Source organism: Lysinibacillus sp. Ag94 (assembly GCF_023242215.1).
Classification (GTDB): domain Bacteria; phylum Bacillota; class Bacilli; order Bacillales_A; family Planococcaceae; genus Lysinibacillus.
Window position 1 is genome coordinate 1,752,806 of sequence record NZ_CP096780.1, and the last position, 17,969, is coordinate 1,770,774.

Annotated in this window: 14 protein-coding genes; 11 read left to right on the forward strand and 3 right to left on the reverse strand. The window is 37.4% G+C overall.

Annotation, left to right across the window (positions count from 1 at the left end):
* Positions 1-44 precede the first annotated feature (44 nt).
* From MY533_RS07940 to MY533_RS22270, 3 genes are read left to right on the forward strand one after another with little or no spacing between them, the layout of a single operon-like run.
* Entirely contained in the window at positions 45-1,388 is a 1,344-nt protein-coding gene (locus MY533_RS07940; protein WP_248718666.1) for a cytochrome ubiquinol oxidase subunit I, read from the forward strand.
* Positions 1,385-2,413, forward strand: coding sequence for a cytochrome d ubiquinol oxidase subunit II (locus MY533_RS07945; protein WP_248718667.1), 1,029 nt, complete (start codon positions 1,385-1,387; stop codon positions 2,411-2,413). Before MY533_RS07940 ends, MY533_RS07945 begins: the two co-directional genes overlap by 4 nt.
* 11 nt (positions 2,414-2,424) lie before the next feature.
* On the forward strand, positions 2,425-2,523 hold the full coding sequence (locus MY533_RS22270) for a cytochrome bd oxidase small subunit CydS family protein (RefSeq protein WP_371873321.1): 99 nt from the start codon (positions 2,425-2,427) through the stop codon (positions 2,521-2,523).
* A gap of 491 nt (positions 2,524-3,014) precedes the next feature.
* Here MY533_RS22270 and MY533_RS07950 read toward each other — a convergent pair whose 3' ends face one another.
* Positions 3,015-3,920, reverse strand: a complete 906-nt coding sequence (locus tag MY533_RS07950) for a TetR/AcrR family transcriptional regulator (RefSeq protein WP_132363802.1) — start codon at positions 3,918-3,920, stop codon at positions 3,015-3,017.
* Positions 3,921-4,078: 158 nt separating this feature from the next.
* Between MY533_RS07950 and MY533_RS07955 the strand changes: the two genes are divergently transcribed.
* On the forward strand, positions 4,079-5,593 hold the full coding sequence (locus MY533_RS07955; protein WP_132363800.1) for a DHA2 family efflux MFS transporter permease subunit: 1,515 nt from the start codon (positions 4,079-4,081) through the stop codon (positions 5,591-5,593).
* Between the two features lie 198 nt (positions 5,594-5,791).
* On the opposite strand, the gene MY533_RS07960 is transcribed toward MY533_RS07955, so the two are convergent.
* On the reverse strand, positions 5,792-7,978 hold the full coding sequence (locus tag MY533_RS07960) for an MMPL family transporter (protein ID WP_248718668.1): 2,187 nt from the start codon (positions 7,976-7,978) through the stop codon (positions 5,792-5,794).
* A gap of 124 nt (positions 7,979-8,102) precedes the next feature.
* Between MY533_RS07960 and MY533_RS07965 the strand changes: the two genes are divergently transcribed.
* The 6 genes from MY533_RS07965 to MY533_RS07990 all read left to right on the forward strand — a co-directional run bounded on the left by MY533_RS07965 (position 8,103) and on the right by MY533_RS07990 (position 15,733).
* Positions 8,103-8,720, forward strand: coding sequence for a TetR/AcrR family transcriptional regulator (locus MY533_RS07965; RefSeq protein WP_248718669.1), 618 nt, complete (start codon positions 8,103-8,105; stop codon positions 8,718-8,720).
* A 460-nt stretch (positions 8,721-9,180) separates the two neighbouring features.
* Positions 9,181-9,609: a helical membrane plugin domain-containing protein gene (locus MY533_RS07970; protein WP_049667242.1), complete on the forward strand. Its 429-nt coding sequence runs from the start codon at positions 9,181-9,183 to the stop codon at positions 9,607-9,609.
* A gap of 50 nt (positions 9,610-9,659) precedes the next feature.
* Positions 9,660-10,844 (forward strand): NAD(P)/FAD-dependent oxidoreductase, encoded by a 1,185-nt coding sequence (locus MY533_RS07975; protein ID WP_248718670.1) that lies wholly within the window; start codon positions 9,660-9,662, stop codon positions 10,842-10,844.
* Positions 10,845-11,608: 764 nt separating this feature from the next.
* Positions 11,609-12,577, forward strand: coding sequence for a quinone oxidoreductase family protein (locus MY533_RS07980; protein WP_248718671.1), 969 nt, complete (start codon positions 11,609-11,611; stop codon positions 12,575-12,577).
* A gap of 636 nt (positions 12,578-13,213) precedes the next feature.
* Positions 13,214-14,671: an MBOAT family O-acyltransferase gene (locus MY533_RS07985; protein WP_248718672.1), complete on the forward strand. Its 1,458-nt coding sequence runs from the start codon at positions 13,214-13,216 to the stop codon at positions 14,669-14,671.
* An 18-nt stretch (positions 14,672-14,689) separates the two neighbouring features.
* A complete protein-coding gene (locus MY533_RS07990; RefSeq protein ID WP_248718673.1) occupies positions 14,690-15,733 on the forward strand; it encodes a hypothetical protein in 1,044 nt (347 codons plus the stop codon).
* Between the two features lie 71 nt (positions 15,734-15,804).
* Here the strand turns inward: MY533_RS07990 and MY533_RS07995 are convergent, their stop codons facing one another.
* Complete coding sequence (locus MY533_RS07995) at positions 15,805-17,163, reverse strand: MocR-like pyridoxine biosynthesis transcription factor PdxR (RefSeq protein ID WP_248718674.1); 1,359 nt, start codon at positions 17,161-17,163, stop codon at positions 15,805-15,807.
* Positions 17,164-17,259: 96 nt separating this feature from the next.
* On the opposite strand from MY533_RS07995, the gene MY533_RS08000 reads away from it, so the two are divergent.
* Positions 17,260-17,850, forward strand: coding sequence for a GNAT family N-acetyltransferase (locus MY533_RS08000; protein ID WP_248718675.1), 591 nt, complete (start codon positions 17,260-17,262; stop codon positions 17,848-17,850).
* Positions 17,851-17,969: the final 119 nt, after the last annotated feature.

The window sequence follows — 17,969 nt, forward strand, 5'->3', positions numbered from 1 at the left end:
TTCGATAATTGGGAGAATTTTTAGTACCTAGGAGATGAAATAAAATGAATGATTCAGCTGTAATGTGGAGTCGAGCCTTAACAGAGTTAACATTGTCATTCCATATCATTTACGCAACAATTGGCGTCGGTATACCTTTAATGATCATGATTGCTCAATGGGTTGGATTGAAAAATAATGACGAACACTATTTATTGCTCGCAAGAAGATGGGCAAGAGGGTTTGTAATTACTGTGGCAATTGGAGTTGTCACTGGTACTGCGATTGGATTGCAGCTATCACTACTATGGCCAAACTTTATGGAATTGGCTGGTCAGGTAATCGCATTACCATTGTTTATGGAAACGTTCGCGTTCTTTGTTGAAGCAATTTTCTTAGGGCTTTATTTATATACATGGGATCGATTCAAAAATCCAAAGAGACATCTTTTATTATTGATCCCGGTAGCTATTGGTGCATCTATGTCCGCTGTTTTTATTACGATTGTGAATGCATTTATGAACGCGCCACAGGGCTTTGACCTTGTAGATGGAGAGCTTGTAAATATTCAACCGGTATTGGCTATGTTAAATCCCGCAATGCCAACGAAGGTAGCACATGTATTAGTAACATCTTATATGACAGCAGCATTTTTATTAGCTTCTATTGCGGCATACCGTATGCTGCGAGGATCGAAGCATGTGTATCATAAAAAAGCCTTCCATCTTTTGTTAAAACTTGGACTAGTATTTTCGCTAGCGGCACTCGTTGTAGGTGACTTTTCAGGGAAGTATTTAGCTGAATATCAACCAGAAAAGTTAGCTGCTGCTGAATGGCATTTTGAAACAAAAGAGGATGCTTCACTTGTGCTATTCGGCATGCTGGATGGACAAGAAGTGAAATACGCCATTAAAGTACCATACGCATTAAGTGTATTGGCGCATAATAATCCTTTTGCTGAAGTAAAAGGTTTAGACCAATTTTCGAACGATGAACAGCCACCACTTTATATCCATTATTTGTTTGACATCATGGTAGTAATCGGAGCTTTATTAATAGTCGTAGCAGTTAGTTATGTGCTAGGGAAGTGGCGGGGATGGAAGTTTATTTCTTCACAAAGCTTCAATAGAATAGTAGTAGCAAGTGGTCCATTATCGCTTATTGCTGTAGAGGCAGGCTGGTGGTTTGCGGAAGTAGGACGCCAGCCATGGATACTTCGTGGTTATATGAAAACGGCTGAAGCTGCCACAACAAGTGGTCAAGTCGATACTATGCTCATACTATTTGCAGGGCTGTACATTGTATTAGCGATAGGAAGTATCGTCGTACTTATTCGTATGTTCCGTAACAATCCAATTGAACTTGAAATTGAAGAACATAAACAAGTGGAAGGATGTGCAGGGCAATGAGCTTAGAGATATTAGGAATTTCAGTACTATGGTTATTTCTTTTTGGCTATGTCATTGTTGCGTCCATAGACTTTGGAGCGGGCTTCTTTAATGCTTATAGTGTCTTGATTGGAAAAGACCAAATACTAGCTAATATTATTAAGCGCTATTTATCTCCGGTATGGGAAATCACCAATGTCTTCCTTGTATTTTTCTTTGTTGGAATGGTAGGTTTCTTTCCTCAAACGGCTTATTATTACGGTACAATTTTGCTAGTGCCAGTCAGTATCTCATTAATATTGATAGCAATTAGAGGGAGTTATTATGCATTTGAATCCTACAGTGAAAAAGGTGGACACATTGGTTATACGATGATGTACGGAATTACTGGTTTATTTATACCAGCATCCCTTTCTATTGTGTTAACGATATCTGAGGGAGGGTTCGTGAAAATGGTAAATAAAGAACCGCATTTGCAGATGGCTAAACTTTTCACGAATCCGTTAACTTGGTCTATTGTGCTATTAAGTATAGTGGCAGTTTTGTATATTTCGGCTGTTTTTTTAACATGGTATGGGAAAAGAGCACGAGATGAACATGCTTCAGATTTAATGAGAAAATATGCGCTCGGTTGGTCTTTGCCGCTCGTAATAAGTGTAATAGGGATTATGGTGGAGTTAAAGGGACATGTGCCTGAGCATTATGAAAATATGTTAAATCTGTGGTGGCTTTTCGCCATTTCGGGTGTGCTATTTCTTATAACATTAATTCTTTTATATAAAAAGAAAAACTATGGTATAGCCGTCTTTTTAATGGTCGCTCAGTTTGGCTTTGCATTTTTCGGCTATGGTATTTCACATTATCCGTATTTACTGTATCCGCATTTGTCGGTCTATGATAGCTTTACAAATGAAACAATGGCGATAGCATTAGTGATAGCGTTTGTTGGAGGGTTAGTTCTACTCATACCTTCACTATATTTAGTAATGAAATGGTTTGTGTTTGATCGTGATTATGCTTGCGGTAAACATGATCATCATGCATAGGGGGAACTATAATGAATCAATTTATTATTTTGTATGCACCTTTTCTTGTAGTAGCTATTAGCATTGGGATTGGCTTTTGGCTAGGGCCGAAAGATCGTCAAGTTAAATGATAAATGTCTTCATCATTGTATGAGAGTTGATTTCCGTTCCGACTGGGCGCCTTGTTGCTGTCGCTTCGCTTTCGCACAGAAAAAACATTGTAGCTGCCGCTTCGCTTTCGCTACAGAAAACATTTGCCGCTGACGCTTCGTTTTCGCGCAGAGCAGAGCTTCCTGGGGGCGTCCGATGAGCCGCTTCACTCGCGTTGCTCGTTCCAGGGTCTCGGGCCAACAGATGTCTTTTGCGCGAAAGCGTGAGTGAAACGTAGCGGCAGCAGCACGATGTTGGTCACGAAGGCGTTATCACAGGATGTGATGCTTTTAGCCTTCGTTCCTCTATTGCTGATCCCCAAGGAGTCGCCCAGTCTCCACTCCAATCAACTTATAGGTTTATTAAATGCGCATAAAAAATTAATTTATTAAGATAGAAGCTTAAAAAGAAGCTAGATGGAAAGTCATGGTGTTTGACTTTCTATTTAGCTTCTTTTATTTATATGGTTATTTTACTTGATGCACCGCTCTGATGGTCGTTCAATTTTTACATAGCGCCATAAGCTATTAGCGATATCACGTGCCTCTTCTGCGTGTTCGGTTCCAACGAATGCTTTACGGAAAGGTGTAAGAAGTGATTCGATAATGAACAGCTTTGGTTTCTCACGCTGTAATTCCTCTAATAAGAATTCCACGTATTCTAACCCTTCAACTGTTTCGTTCTTAGCTAGTCCTTTTTTAAAGCCTGTTAATTGCTCGATGACCGTTTCCTTATTAACCGTTTTAAAATTCGCGACGTTTTGGATCGTATTGATCATTTCTGTACTAATGATGATTTCTTTTGATTCAAGCATAACGGGTATAATTACGCTAATATTGCGTAATGCTACACGTACAATGGCTTCTCGATTTATATATTTATAGTCAGCAATTAAGACTGCGCGTAATGTAAGGTTAATCATACCAAGTGTCTGTACCGCGCATTCATAACTAATTGGACTAACTTCTTCTCCAAAAACTTGTACAAGTCGATTGGCTAGCCACTCCAGCTCTTGTAAATAATAGTTTAAAATTATTTTTTTTAATTCAATATCCCTAGAATGGAAAATCGATTCAAAAATTTGAATTAAATTATGTTCTCGATTGACATACATGAGTACTGCAACTTGCTGTGTTAATACTTCCAAATCAGTAGGATCCTTACCATAAAGAAGTTCGTGGCGGCGATTACTTGCTTCTTCGCGACCTTCATCTAATATGGCGATTAAACATTCATTTTTAGAAGAAAAGTGATTATAAAATGTGCCCTTTGAAATTTTTGCTGCACTAATGATGTCGTTCATCGATGCATCCACGAATCCTTTTTCAATAAAAAGAGCACGGGCAGCAGTAATGATTTGTCGTTTTCTTTTGTTCATAACCTCACCTTTTTTAAAAATATTATACTCTTATTCTATATTGAAAACGCTTATATATCAATGTTTTTAAATTTTATAGTCTTTACTGTTGAAAAAAATAGACTGCGAGTATAAAATAAGTTTTATCGAAAAAACAAAGAAAGAATTGAGGGATATAAATGAATAGTGAGCAAACATTGAAAAAGCCCCCCTATGGGATGATTAGTATTTTATTTGTGGGTGCTTTTGTTGCTTTTCTAAATAACACATTGTTGAATGTTGCATTACCAACAATCATGAAAGATTTTGGTATAACGTATTCATCCGTACAATGGCTCGCAACAGGTTATATGCTTGTAAGTGGTATTTTAGTACCTGCTTCAGCATTCTTTGTAACACGCTTTAAAAATAGACATTTATTTATTGCAGCAATGTCAGTCTTTACAATCGGTACGGTAATGGCGGGCTTTGCACCTAACTTCGGTACACTTTTAGCAGGTCGTATGGTGCAGGCAGCAGGTGCAGCAAGTATGTCACCACTTCTAATGAACGTAATGCTGATTAGTTTCCCGAAAGAAAAACGCGGGGCAGCAATGGGTATTTTCGGTCTAGTTATGATTTCGGCACCAGCGATCGGTCCTACATTATCTGGATATATTGTTGAGCACCATGATTGGCGTATGCTATTCCAAATGATCATTCCGTTTGCTGTCATTAGCTTATTGTTTGGTATTTGGAAATTAGATAATGTAATGGAGACACGTAAAGTTCATTTAGATGTCCCATCAGTACTATTATCAACAATTGCATTCGGTGGTATTCTATATGGTTTCAGTACGGCAGGGGATAAAGGTTGGTCAAGTCCTTGGGTATATGGCACAATTTCAGCTGGCCTTCTTGCTTTAATCATCTTCATATTTAAACAACTACGTATGGATCAGCCTTTGCTGGAATTACGTATTTATAAATACCCAATGTTCGCGTTGGGTTCAGCTATTTCGGTTATCGTGTCAATGGCTATGTTCTCTGGGATGATTTTAACGCCTGCATATGTACAATCGATTCGTGGAATTGATCCATTTAAAGCAGGTTTAATGATGCTTCCTGGGGCACTTGCAATGGGGATTATGTCGCCGATTACAGGGAAACTGTTCGATAAATTTGGACCACGTGTACTAGCAATTATCGGTTTAACGATTACAACTATTGCATCATTCGGTTTAACAAAGTTAGAAATAGATTCAAGTTATACATTTATTGTGTCATTGTACACAATTCGTATGTTTGGTCTGTCAATGGTTATGATGCCGATTATGACAAACGGCTTAAACCAATTACCACAAATGATGAACCCACACGGTACAGCTATTAATAATACTGTACAGCAAGTGGCAGGGGCAATTGGTAGTGCCGTGATGGTAACGTTCATGAATAACCGTACAAAAGCAAAAGCCGAAGAATTAATTGCAGATGCAAAAGCGAATGCAGCACAATCAGGTGTTGCACCGACACCAGAACAAATGCAGCAAATGCAAGATCACATTATGCAAAATGCTTTATTAGATGGTATTACACACTCATTCTTCATAGCGGCATGTATTACAGTTGTTGCACTTGTGCTCGCATTCTTCTTAAAACGTGTTAAAGTTGAAAGCGCAGCTGCTTCAATGGATTTGAAAAAACCAACAAAATAATTATGAGTCGATATGCTCCCCTATAGATAAATGGATGAAAATTATATTTCTGTTTATCGCAGGGGAGTTTTTTAGATGCATTCTAGCAACGTATTGTTGTATCGGCACTAAAAAAGCACGGATATTAGCGACAGCTAAAGGATGGATGAGTATTTTAAAATCATCCTAACCTTTTACGCAAATGTCCGTGCAGTAATTTTAATCATTCTTTTTAAATAATGCTCCTGGCCAAAACGCATATTTACCGAGAACAGTAGTAATAGCAGGTACTAGCAATGGACGTACAATGAATGTATCAAGCAACACGCCAATTGCCGTAACGACACCGAACTGCACTAGTACTTGAATAGGTAAGGTAGCAAGGACAGCGAATGTTCCTGCTAAAATTAGACCAGCAGATGTAATAACGCTTCCTGTTCGTACGACACCTTCCTCAATAGCTGTTATATGATCTACTGTTCTGCGCTTTTTCCAAATTTCCGAAATCATAAAGATATTATAATCCTCACCGAGAGCCACTAAAAACACAAATGCATAGAGTGGAATTGCTCCTGAAATGGCATCTGTCCCCATTACATAGTGTAAAATTAGCCAACCTGCACCAAGTGCCCCGAAATAAGAAATAATAACTGTTGCTAATAAGTAAACAGTAGCTGTTATAGAACGTAGATAAATGAATAATAATAAAGCAATTAAAGCAATCATTGTTGGCATAATAACAGTTTCATCGCGTACAATTAATTGCTGTGTATCATATTGACTAGCTGTTTCGCCGCCAATCCAAATATGTTTATGTGCATCTTTTATACCTTCATCCTCAAGCATTTTTATAACCGCTGTTTTAAGCTCTGGAATATGAGCTAACGATTCCTTAGCATAAGGATTCGCATTGAAAGAAATTTCGTACAATTGGATAGTGTTATTTTTTTCTCCAATTTGGCTATCTGTAACATTATCAATATAAGAGATTTCAGCTAATTGCTGCTGCAAGTGGATATCTATACCCTCAGTATCAATGACGAGCTGAATTGGAGCTAATTCGCCAGGGGAAAAATTTTCTTCTATTAATTTAAAGCCTTCACGGGATGGCATATTCTCAGGGAATGACGATAATAGATCAAAAGTATATTGAATACGTGGTACGAATGCTGCTAACCCACCAAGGAACAGTATAGTGACAACAATGACCACCCATGGTTTATGCGTTACAGTGCGCCCGATTTTGCGGCTTATTTTATGTGTTGGTTTGTGCTGTTTTTTTCCTTTTTTATAAGCCATATCCTCTGTTCGCGGTATGAATGGGAAGAAGGCAACGCGACCTATAATAACAAGAATCGCTGGAAGTACAACTAACGCTGCAACGCCCATCACCAGTACACCGAAGCTAAACGGAATTGCAAAGCGTTGGAATGCACCATAATGGGCAAGGCTAAGAGTAGCTAAACCGATAACAACCGTTAATGCACTCATCATAATCGCACCGCCAGACTCCTTTATAGTAAGCTTCATGGCGGTAGTTTTATCTTCAATATGAAATAATATCTCTCGATACTTTGATATTAAAAATAAACAATAGTCTGTACCTGCCCCAAAGAGTAATACAGTCATAATAGAGACAGCCTGCGAGTCCTTATCAATCCATCCATGATCGGCGAAAAAACCGAGCGTTGGACTTATAACGACGTAGGCAAGAGCAACAACCAATAATGGAATAATGGCTAATAACGGTGAACGGTAAATAATAATTAGTAATACTAAAACAAGGAGCACTGTTGCAATTAGTAATTTAACATCAGCTTGGGAGAATAAACTGACAGCATCCGTAGCGATACCAACCGGTCCAGAATAACGCACATGAAGATTGTCACTAACTAAGTCTTTTTCTAGTTGGATATTATACTTATCCATTGTTTTTGTTAATGTCTTTAAACTCTCTCGTAACGCATCCGTAGCCACACCTTTTTCAAAGAAAACAGGAGTGACAATTGTTGTGCCATTGTCAGATGCTGACGCTAAAAAGGCTTGAGGTGGCATTTTATCATATGGTGGAATAACAGTTTGATTTGCTAACGGTTTAGCTTTAAGCTCTCCGTAAACTTTTTGGATAGCAATAAAATCATCAGTAGTTAGCCCGCTATCTCGATGCCAGACAAGTAATAATGGTGTACCTGCATCATTCGGAAATTGTTCTGCAATAATAGTTGCTGCTTGCTGAGACATTTCACTTTCGGATAAATTTTTACCAGATTCACTCTTAATACTATTAATCTGTGGCCAGGCAAACGACAGTACAACAACAAGTGCAATCCAAAAGGCAAGGGCTAAAAAGCGCCCTTTTTTACTTGTTACCATTGAGCCCCATTGCTCTAGTGGGTGCTTTTTCATTTAAAGACCTCCGTTTCATATAAGTGATTTTAATTATATATACTGGAAGGTTAATTAATCAATTGTAAAAAAATTATATGCTATACTATGTCTAAAATGAATCCTTTATAAGGAGGCGAAATTGTTGAAGCAGTCACCGCGTGTTCTCGGAAGACCTCGCCATAATGAGAATGCGAAACCAAAAAAAGATATTGTTCTTGAAACGGCAACGAGGCTTTTTATCAAAGAAGGCTATAAAAATATTTCGATGGCTGATGTAGCAAAAGCTTGTAACGTTACAAAGGCTACTATCTATTACTATTACCCGACTAAAGGGGATTTATATACATCAGCGTTGCTAGCAATGATGGAACAAATTAAACTGTCCATTTTACAGATCTTAGAGGAGTCAATATCATTTAAAGATCGGTTGGAGAAGCTTGTTGAAATTCATTTATCGGCCACTGTAGATATTGATATGAAAAATTTTATGAGAGAAGCGACAATTAATTTATCGGAATCTCAGTTAAAAGAAGTGCAAGCATCGGAAAATAATATGTATAAAACGATAGAGCAGGCGATGCAGTTAGAGATGGAACTAGGTACGATTCGGAAAGGGAATCCTACTTTTTTTGCCCATTCGTTTATGGCTTTAATGTCAGTAGGATACATTAAAGATAGGGAAGGGAAAAGGATATTTCAATCAGAAGCTATGGCTGCGAGAGAAATTATAGACTTTTTCTGGAAATCTGTTGAAAAATGATTACTTCCATTTTATGTAATATTAATGTTGGAAATAAAATAAGTATTATGCAATCGATTTAGGGGAAGCTTAGATCAAAGGTATTTTAATAAAATTGAGATTAAAAATGTTGTATTTGGGCTACAAAGCAAACATAATTACAAATATTTAGTTACAAATCAATGAATTTTGAAAAGATTGTCGAAATTGTGATTTAGCTCATTGAAATAATATACAAACAACCTTATAATGGAGGTTGTAACGTCACCAAGACAAGATAGGATGGAATTATGATGCGCTTTTTGCAAAATAAAGTTAACATTGTAATAACAAATTATACGAATTGCTATCCAGCTCTTGAGACTGGTGATTTGTAAGATATAAGCGCTGTAACGACTGTTAAGAAGTGCCTTAATGGTCTTTTTTACATGGAAGCAATAAAATATAAAATAGTGATAGTGATGGCAAAGGAGAGTTCAAAATGTCAGAAACGAAAAACCAAACACAGTCTGAACAATTAACTGTGAGTCAAGAACAACTGGATGTGCTAGATCAATTATTAAAGCCTGAGGTTCAGGAATCACTTACAACTTTAGTTGAACAATTACCTAAGTTAACTGAAATGATGACGCTATTAACAAAATCATATGAGTTTGCTCAAGCTGTTGCAACTGACGAAGTACTTAAAAATGATACTGTTGGTGCAGTAACAGAAATGGCTGGCCCAGTAGTAGGCTCAGCTAAAAACCTTGCAGCTACTGCAATTGAAGCGAAAGACCGTGCTTCTGAAAGCCAAGAAGTAATTGGTTTATTCGGTCTTATGAAAATGTTAAAAGACCCACAAGTTCAAGGTGTTTTCCGTTTTGTTAATGCTTTCTTACAAGTAAGCGCTGAACGTAAAGCTAAATAAGACTCGACTTGAGATATATTCAAAACGTACGGACGGAGGATTAATTAATCATGTCAAAAGAAATCGTCATCTTAGGTGCTGGTTACGCTGGCGTTTTAACTGCATTAACAGCACGTAAGTATCTATCAGCTGATGAAGCTAAAATTACTGTAGTAAACCAATTCCCAACACACCAAATCATCACTGAACTTCACCGTTTAGCTGGTGGTACTATTGCTGAAGGTGCTGTTGCTTTACCACTTAAAAAAATCTTTAAAGGTTTAGATATCGATTTACAAATTGCTAAAGTTACAAAATTCAATGTAGACAGTAAAAAAGTTGACCTAGATACTGGTTATACTTTAAATTACGATACTTTAGTAGTAGCTTTAGGTAGCCAAACTGGATTCTTCGGTATCCCTGGATTAGAAGAAAACTCTATGGTACTTAAATCAGTGAACGAAGCAAATAAAATTAACAAACATATCGAAGATCGTATTAAAGCATATGCACAAACAAAAGACGAAGCAGATGCAACAATCGTTATCGGTGGTGGCGGTTTAACAGGTGTAGAGCTTGTTGGTGAAATCGTGGACAACTTCCCGAAAATCGCAGCAAAACACGGTGTTAACTTTGCTGATCTTAAAATTAAACTTGTTGAAGCTGGTCCAAAAATCTTACCAGTACTTCCGGATACACTTATCCAACGTGCAACTGAAAGCTTAACAAAACGTGGCGTTGAATTCATTACAGGTACTCCTGTAACAGGCGTTGATGGCAATGTTATCTCTCTTAAAGATCGCGAACCAATCGTTGCTAATACACTTATTTGGACAGGTGGGGTAGCGCCACTTCCAATCGTAGGCGAGTCTGGCCTTGCTGCTGACCGCGGTAAAGCTACGATTAACGAATTCTTACAATCTACATCTCACGAAGATGTATTCGTAATCGGTGACGCATCTGTTGCATTACCAGCTGATGGTGGGCGTCCACTATATGCTCCAACTGCTCAAGTTGCATGGCAAATGGGTGAATGCGCTGGTTACAACTTATTCGCACAATACAAAAACCAAGAGATGAAGCCTTTCTCTGCAATTAACTCTGGTACACTTGCAAGCTTAGGTCGTAAAGACGCTGTTGCGACGATCGGTGCTAGCAACACAGAACTTAAAGGTCTTCCTGCAACACTTATGAAAGAAGCGTCTAACATTCGCTATCTTACACATATTAAAGCATTATTTGGCTTAGCGTATTAATTTTATGGGCATGAATCAATAGTAATATTGATTCATGCTTTTTTTGTTTTGATAAGGTAAACGTAGAATTTTAGGGAAAGTGAATACCAACTGTAAAAAGTCAAAGCAACGGAAGGAAATCAGAGTGACGGAAAGAAGAGCCCGGGCGACGGAAGGGACAGTCAGAACGACGGAAAGAAGAGCCAGAGCGACGGAAAGAGCAGTCAAAGCGACGGAAGGAAATCAGAGCGACGGAAAGAAGAGCCCGAGCGACGGAAGGAACAGTCAGAACGACGGAAAGAAGAGCCAGAGCGACGGAAAGAAATCAGAGAGACGGAAAGAAGAGCCCGGGCGACGGAAGGAACAGTCAGAACGACGGAAAGAAGAGCCAGAGCGACGGAAAGAGCAGTCAAAGCGACGGAAGGAAATCAGAGCGACGGAAAGAAGAGCCCGTGCGACGGAAGGAACAGTCAGAACGACGGAAAGAAGAGCCAGAGCGACGGAAAGAAGAGCCAGAGCGACGGAAAGAGCAGTCAAAGCAACGGAAAGAAGAGCTGAAATGACTGAAGTAGAACCGAATTGGCGGATAGAATCGTCAAAATCGTGGATAGAGCGGTAAAAAACATGGATAGAACAGCCAAAATTGTGGATAGCCCCGACAAAGCGGCAGTTGGAGTATAGAGATTCTGTTGTATTGTTCTTTCACCATTTTCATTTCAATGGAAATACCTACTATTTATTCCTTTTTATTTTATAATGTAACTATAACAAGGAGGGGGAAATTTATGAAGGCTGTGATCATTAATGAGTTTGGCACTTCTGATGTTTTAAAGTACGTAGAATGTCCAAAGCCGACTATTTCAGCAGGGGAAGTATTAATACGTACGACATATACGAGTGTGAATTTTGCCGATATTAAAAATAGAACAGGTAATAAAGCAAAAGCAAATTTTCCGATGATACTCGGTTTAGATGTAGCTGGTATAGTTGAAGAGGTTTTTGATGGGAACAGTAATTTTAAAAGGGGAGACCAAGTTATTGCATTTCCGAAAAATGGAGCCTATGCAGAATATGTGGTGGCCAAAGAACAGCTCGTCTTTAAAGTCCCGAATGATATCCCTTTGGAAAAGGTGGCCGCGGTGCCAACGGTTTTGTTTCTATCCTATCTTTTGACACATCAAATTGCTCCAATTAGCTCAGATGATAGCGTATTAATTCATGCTGCATCCGGTGGGGCAGGGACAATGCTCATTCAAATGGCGAAAAAGCTAGGTGCCAAGAAGATTATTGGTACTGTTGGTGATATGAGGAAAGCGACAATTGCCCTTGAACTAGGTGCCCATCATGTACTGACATACGATAATTTTAGTGCGAAAGTAAATGAATATACGGATGGTCATGGTGTTAACATTATTTTTGACTCCATTGCCGGGAATATTACGGAAGAGAGTTTTAACTGTTTAGCTCCGTATGGTACGCTAGTGCAATTTGGAAATAGCGGTGGTAAAGCTGGGAATATAAAAACATCTGACTTGCATAGTAGCTGCCGCAATGTGAAAGGGTTTAGCTTAGGAACGACTCGAGCTTCTAACCCTGAAATGCTACAACAAGTTGCACAGGAGATGTTTACCTTATTGAAGGATGAAAGTTTCCAAGTACCAATTGCTAATATCTTTGCATTAGAAGACATGCGGAAAGCGCATGATTTGATGGAAAGTCGTCAGCAACAAGGGAAGATTTTAATTAAAATATAAATGATTGACCTCTGTATAGTGATCAACACGCTATACAGAGGTTATGTTTGTTTTAGATCTTTTAGCTTTAAAAAAGCATGGTTGTGAATCAAACCCACCCATTAATAGAATGAATGCAAACTAGTAAAAACCCAATTAGGAGTCACCACATTATTTGTAGGTATAATTCTAACTTTCATTTTTCGACTACAAACAGGAATTTCCTTTAAACAATTGTTAAAATGAGGTATTATTATATAGGTTTTTGTCTTTCTCTACCTTATTTTGAAATCGTTATTTGTTTTAGCTTAACTTTTTAGTATAATATAATATTTGGCCTCTTTAAATACATAATGAATATAACAATGGTATTTATTTCATTTAGATTTTACGAGTGTATCAATGTTAAAGTGTTATATGGCTAATTTAAGTGATGTAAATATAATATTAAAACATTAAATTTGATAGGCTCTTCACTAAATATTTGTTTAACGTGTGTCGTGTTTTTAGGTTGATTTGTTGATCCTTTGGAAATGCGGCAAAGATATGATCCCTGGAGCGCAAGCGAACGCCTTCAGGTAAGCGCGGAACGGAAATGTTGTGGTGAGGGGTCTTAAATTTTGAATATAAAGGAATGGCAATTAGGGGAGTGGTGCAATGCTTTTTAATTCCTTTGAATTTATTTTCTTGTTTTTACCTATAACATTTATTATCTATTTTTTATTAAATCGTTTCAGAAACCAGCAATATGCGATCTATTGGCTGGTACTGAGCTCTTTGATTTTTTACGGCTATTTTAAGTTAACTTATTTAGCGATCATCACAATCTCAATAGTTGTGAACTTTGCTTTAAGTCGGATAATTAGTCGTACCAATAGTCGTTGGAGAAAAACGTATATGATAATTGGCGTTATCTTCAATATTATCATTCTCTGTTACTATAAATATACCGATTTCTTTATTGGTAATATAAATAGTTTATTTGGTACCAATTTTGCACTGTTGCACTTATTGCTACCATTAGGACTTAGTTTTATTACATTCCAACAAATTGCTTTTATAGTTGATAGTTATCGTGATGGAACAGCTCATTATAAATTTAGCCATTATGCGCTGTTTATTTTGTTTTTCCCGCAGTTAATTGCAGGACCAATTGTTCAGCATGATGAAATGCTTCCACAGTATGATACTAAGGGAAATCGTAAAATTATTTATGAACATGTTGCACGAGGTTTATTTATTTTTGCAATTGGTTTAGTCAAGAAAGTTGTTATTGCTGATACGGTAGGCATATGGGCGAATGAAGGCTTTGCCAATTATAGTAACTTAAGTTTTATAGAAGCTTGGATTACCTCATTATCGTATACAGTGCAACTTTATTATGATTTTAGTGGATATTCTGATATGGCTATCGGTTTAGCATTATTATTTAATATTAAACTGCCAGTAAATTTCTACTCTCCTTATAAAGCACGTAATATTCAGGAGTTTTGGAAAAAGTGGCATATGACGTTGAACCGGTTTTTAACTACATATGTCTATTTTCCATTAGGTGGTAGTCGTAAAGGGGCATATAGAACCTATCTAAATATATTAATTATTTTCTTCATCAGTGGATTTTGGCATGGTGCAGGATGGAATTTCATTTTATGGGGACTGATGCATGGCTTTGCGTCTGTAGTTGTGAGACTTTTTAGTAAAACACGTATTAAGCTTCCGTATTTACTTTCATGGTTTATGACTTTCCAATTTGTTAATATCGCTTGGGTATATTTCCGTGCAACAAGTATTGAGCAAGCAAATACTATTATAGCCAAAATGTTTACGCCAAACATGACAGCTATTACTAATTTCTTTACGGAGCCGCACACGAATTTTGCGCAAGCGGAAGCTTTTAATATTTTGGGACTTTCATTCAGTGATCCAATAGTGATTGTTGTAGGACTTTTAATCACACTTGTTATTGCATTTACGGCATTAAATTCTATTCAATTAATGGATAAGATGAAATTTAATTGGGGAGCAATTATTTATACGCAATTTATGATTGCGTTAGTGCTAGTATCTATTTATTATATGCAAAAAAATAGTATATTCTTATATTTTAATTTCTAAATAAAGGTGTGAATGAACTTGGATCCGAAAAAATGGTTAGTAAAATTATTTGCCACATCTTTCGTAGTAATAGGATTACCTGTTTTCGGAATTATGGGTTTCAATTATTATATTGACCCTCTTTGGAATTACACACATGCGAATGACTTTAACGACTATCAGCTTGGCTTTGATGAAAGACAATTAAAAACAAATTATATCAATAGCCATGATTTTAACTATGATAGTTTATTAATGGGAACGAGCAGGATTACGTATCTTGATGAGAGGGCTTTTACAAAAGAAAATGTTTATAACTATTCATTGAGCGGGCTGCATATTACAGAATATTTGCCTTATATGAAATATGCTGAACAGAAAAATGGTAAGCCGTTTAAGAGAATTTTTATTGAGTTATATTTTGATTCGGCGAATGCTGGCAAACCTAGTACATCGAATCCGCCGCAAACTTATATCGAGACGTCGGAGGCACCTTTTTATGCAGTAAAGTCCTTATTTTCAGCAAGCACGATGCATTATGCTCTTTTTAATTATGATATTTCAAAAGCAAATCATTACGATGGTGCGCGTAGTTACACACGTCATAATATTGCACAAACTACGTATCCAAATGATGATATGGAGCAAGGGTGGCAAAAATTCCAAAAGAATTTTAAAGCAGAGTCAGCTAAGCCTTTTATGTATGATACTGACTATCGAACAAGGCTTCAAGCTATAAAAGATGCATTCCCGAATACAGAACTAGTGGTCTTTACAGAATTAATGCCTGCCAAACGGCTTCAGACCATTTTGCATAATGAAAATCGTTACGAGGCTTATAATAGATGGATGAATGATATGGTAGATGTGTTTGGTACCGTGTACAGCTTCCATGGTGTGAATGAAGTAACGGCGAATGAGAATGACTTTTTCGACTGGTTGCATTACTACCCAAACGTTGGTAATTTAATCATTGAAGCTTTAGAGAACAGGGAAAAACGGTCAACTATTATGCAGACTGTAAATAAAGGGAATCTTGATGAGTACCTTAAAAATGTAGTGGTAGATATTAATATTGACTAAATGATGAAAAGATGACGCTGATATGTACTATCAAGGTCATCTTTTTTTAGCTATAAAAAGGTTTATGGGGATTACCAAACTGTTGCAAGTAATGCAATGCTTTCATTAATTTGCTCAACGGTTAGCCCACCATACCCCATAATGACCATAGCATGTTTAGAGCCTTGCTGATAGGAGGTTGAGCATGGATACACTTTAATTCCTACCTCCTGTGCGAGCCTAATGGCATTATGCTCAGATAGCCTTTTTGGTAACTTCATAACGATGTGTAGCCCAGATTTTTCACCAATTACTTCGAATTCCTCAGAAAAATGGGTGTTAATAGCTGCAAGTAACGTCTGTTGCTTTTTACGATAAATAGTACGCATTTTGGCTAAATGCTTATCGAATAAGCCTTGAGCAATGAAATTGGCTAATACAAGCTGATCTATTTTTGAGACAACAGATTTTTGCTCCTGATTAAAAAGCATAAATTTTTCGACTAACGATTTAGGCAAAATCATATAACTAATACGGAGCGATGGGATAAGCGTTTTAGAAAAGGTTCCGAAATAAATAACACGTTGCAGCTGATCCATCTTTGCTAAAGAGGGAATAGGGAGCCCCTTATAACGAAATTCCGAGTCATAATCATCCTCAATAATAAATGCCTTCGCAGAATTAGCCCATTGTAGAAGTTCTGCACGCCGTTCAACCGGCATGACCATCCCGAGCGGAAACTGGTGTGCGGGTGTTGTGTATAACATGTGGATGAATTCTTTCGGTATTGATACCCCTAAGTTATCAACAGGAATAGCATGAGTTATTAATCCACATTGTTGCGATGTTGCACGTACTCTTCTAAAGCCAGGCTCCTCTAAGCCAACGTGCGCTTTTTGGCCAAAAAAGTGACAGAGAGCCTGAAGCTGATTTTGTGTACCACTATAAACGAACACCTGTGATGCTTCACAAGTAACTCCTCTTGATCGTTCAACATAGCGAGCGATTTCCGTCCGTAATATAGCTTCTCCAGGCCAAGGACTTGTTGTTAAATTATCCACATTAAAGTGCTTTTTCAACAGCTTATGCCAGATTGAAAATGGAAAAGCGTCCTTATCCACATGTCCGTTATTAAAATCAAATTTTATAGTATATGTAGTTGGTGTTATAGCTGGGGATATGTGCTGATTTTGCTGCTGTTCCCATTCAAATTCAAAGGGCGCTATAAAATAACCAGAGCGTTCCTTACTATAAATATAGCCTTCAGCTAGTAATTGTTCATAAGCTTCCTTAATCGTATGGACACTAACATCAAGCGTTTTAGCCAGCGTTCGTTTAGATGGCAATTGCTCATGGGCCAGTAGCTTCTTCTTTAAAATGGTTTGTTTTAATTCCTCGTAGATTTGCACGTATTTCGACGCATCTCCAGTAAACGAGATCGATAATTCCAAAATATTGCACCTCCTGGTATGGTGTATTTTTAAAAAATTGGTTCTACCTATCATATCAAAAATATCGTTAAATAATAAAAAAAGGAGTGAAGCAACATGAATTTTAAAGCATTAGAAAATGAGGTAGTATTACTGAAGCCATTAGAACAACAGGACACGCAAGGGTTATTGGAGGCAGCTAGTTATCCAGAGATATGGCCCCACATGTCCACAACAATTGAGAAAATGCTCGATGTGAATAATTTTGTGGACAAGGCATTAGCAACAAAGCGTGAAAAAACTGAGTTTCCATTTGTAATTGTGGATAAAAAATCTGGGCAAATCATTGGTTCGACTCGGTTTATGGACATTGATGAAACGCATAAACGACTTGAAATAGGTACTACATGGATAACACCGGCTTTTTGGCGTACGGCCATTAATACGAATTGCAAATATTTATTACTACAATACTGCTTTGAAGTACTCAACTTACAGCGTGTTCAAATTAAAACAGACCACGAAAATTTACGTTCTCAAAAGGCGATTGAACGTTTAGGGGCAACAAAGGAGGGGGTCTTACGTAATCATATGGTGCGGAAGGATGGTACGATTCGTCATACAGTGATGTACAGCATTACGCTACAAGAATGGCCCAAAGTAAAAAACCATTTGCAGCAGTTGCTAGTTGATGCTACAGAGAAATAGGGGTAAAAAGAATGGTCAACCTTGTAACGCTAAAGATAAGTAGTTGTACAAAAGGATTGATTTCATCCGTACTAGTTTAATATGTTGTACATACTATAAAATGTACATTACTAAAATTA

Excerpts from the sequence above, each read along its gene's own strand:
- MY533_RS07940 (WP_248718666.1), top strand. The coding sequence starts at position 45 with ATGAATGATTCAGCTGTAATGTGGAGTCGAGCCTTAACAGAGTTAACA.
- MY533_RS07945 (WP_248718667.1), top strand. The coding sequence starts at position 1,385 with ATGAGCTTAGAGATATTAGGAATTTCAGTACTATGGTTATTTCTTTTT.
- MY533_RS22270 (WP_371873321.1), top strand. The coding sequence starts at position 2,425 with ATGAATCAATTTATTATTTTGTATGCACCTTTTCTTGTAGTAGCTATT.
- MY533_RS07950 (WP_132363802.1), bottom strand. The coding sequence starts at position 3,920 with ATGAACAAAAGAAAACGACAAATCATTACTGCTGCCCGTGCTCTTTTT.
- MY533_RS07955 (WP_132363800.1), top strand. The coding sequence starts at position 4,079 with ATGAATAGTGAGCAAACATTGAAAAAGCCCCCCTATGGGATGATTAGT.
- MY533_RS07960 (WP_248718668.1), bottom strand. The coding sequence starts at position 7,978 with ATGAAAAAGCACCCACTAGAGCAATGGGGCTCAATGGTAACAAGTAAA.
- MY533_RS07970 (WP_049667242.1), top strand. The coding sequence starts at position 9,181 with ATGTCAGAAACGAAAAACCAAACACAGTCTGAACAATTAACTGTGAGT.
- MY533_RS07975 (WP_248718670.1), top strand. The coding sequence starts at position 9,660 with ATGTCAAAAGAAATCGTCATCTTAGGTGCTGGTTACGCTGGCGTTTTA.
- MY533_RS07980 (WP_248718671.1), top strand. The coding sequence starts at position 11,609 with ATGAAGGCTGTGATCATTAATGAGTTTGGCACTTCTGATGTTTTAAAG.
- MY533_RS07985 (WP_248718672.1), top strand. The coding sequence starts at position 13,214 with ATGCTTTTTAATTCCTTTGAATTTATTTTCTTGTTTTTACCTATAACA.
- MY533_RS08000 (WP_248718675.1), top strand. The coding sequence starts at position 17,260 with ATGAATTTTAAAGCATTAGAAAATGAGGTAGTATTACTGAAGCCATTA.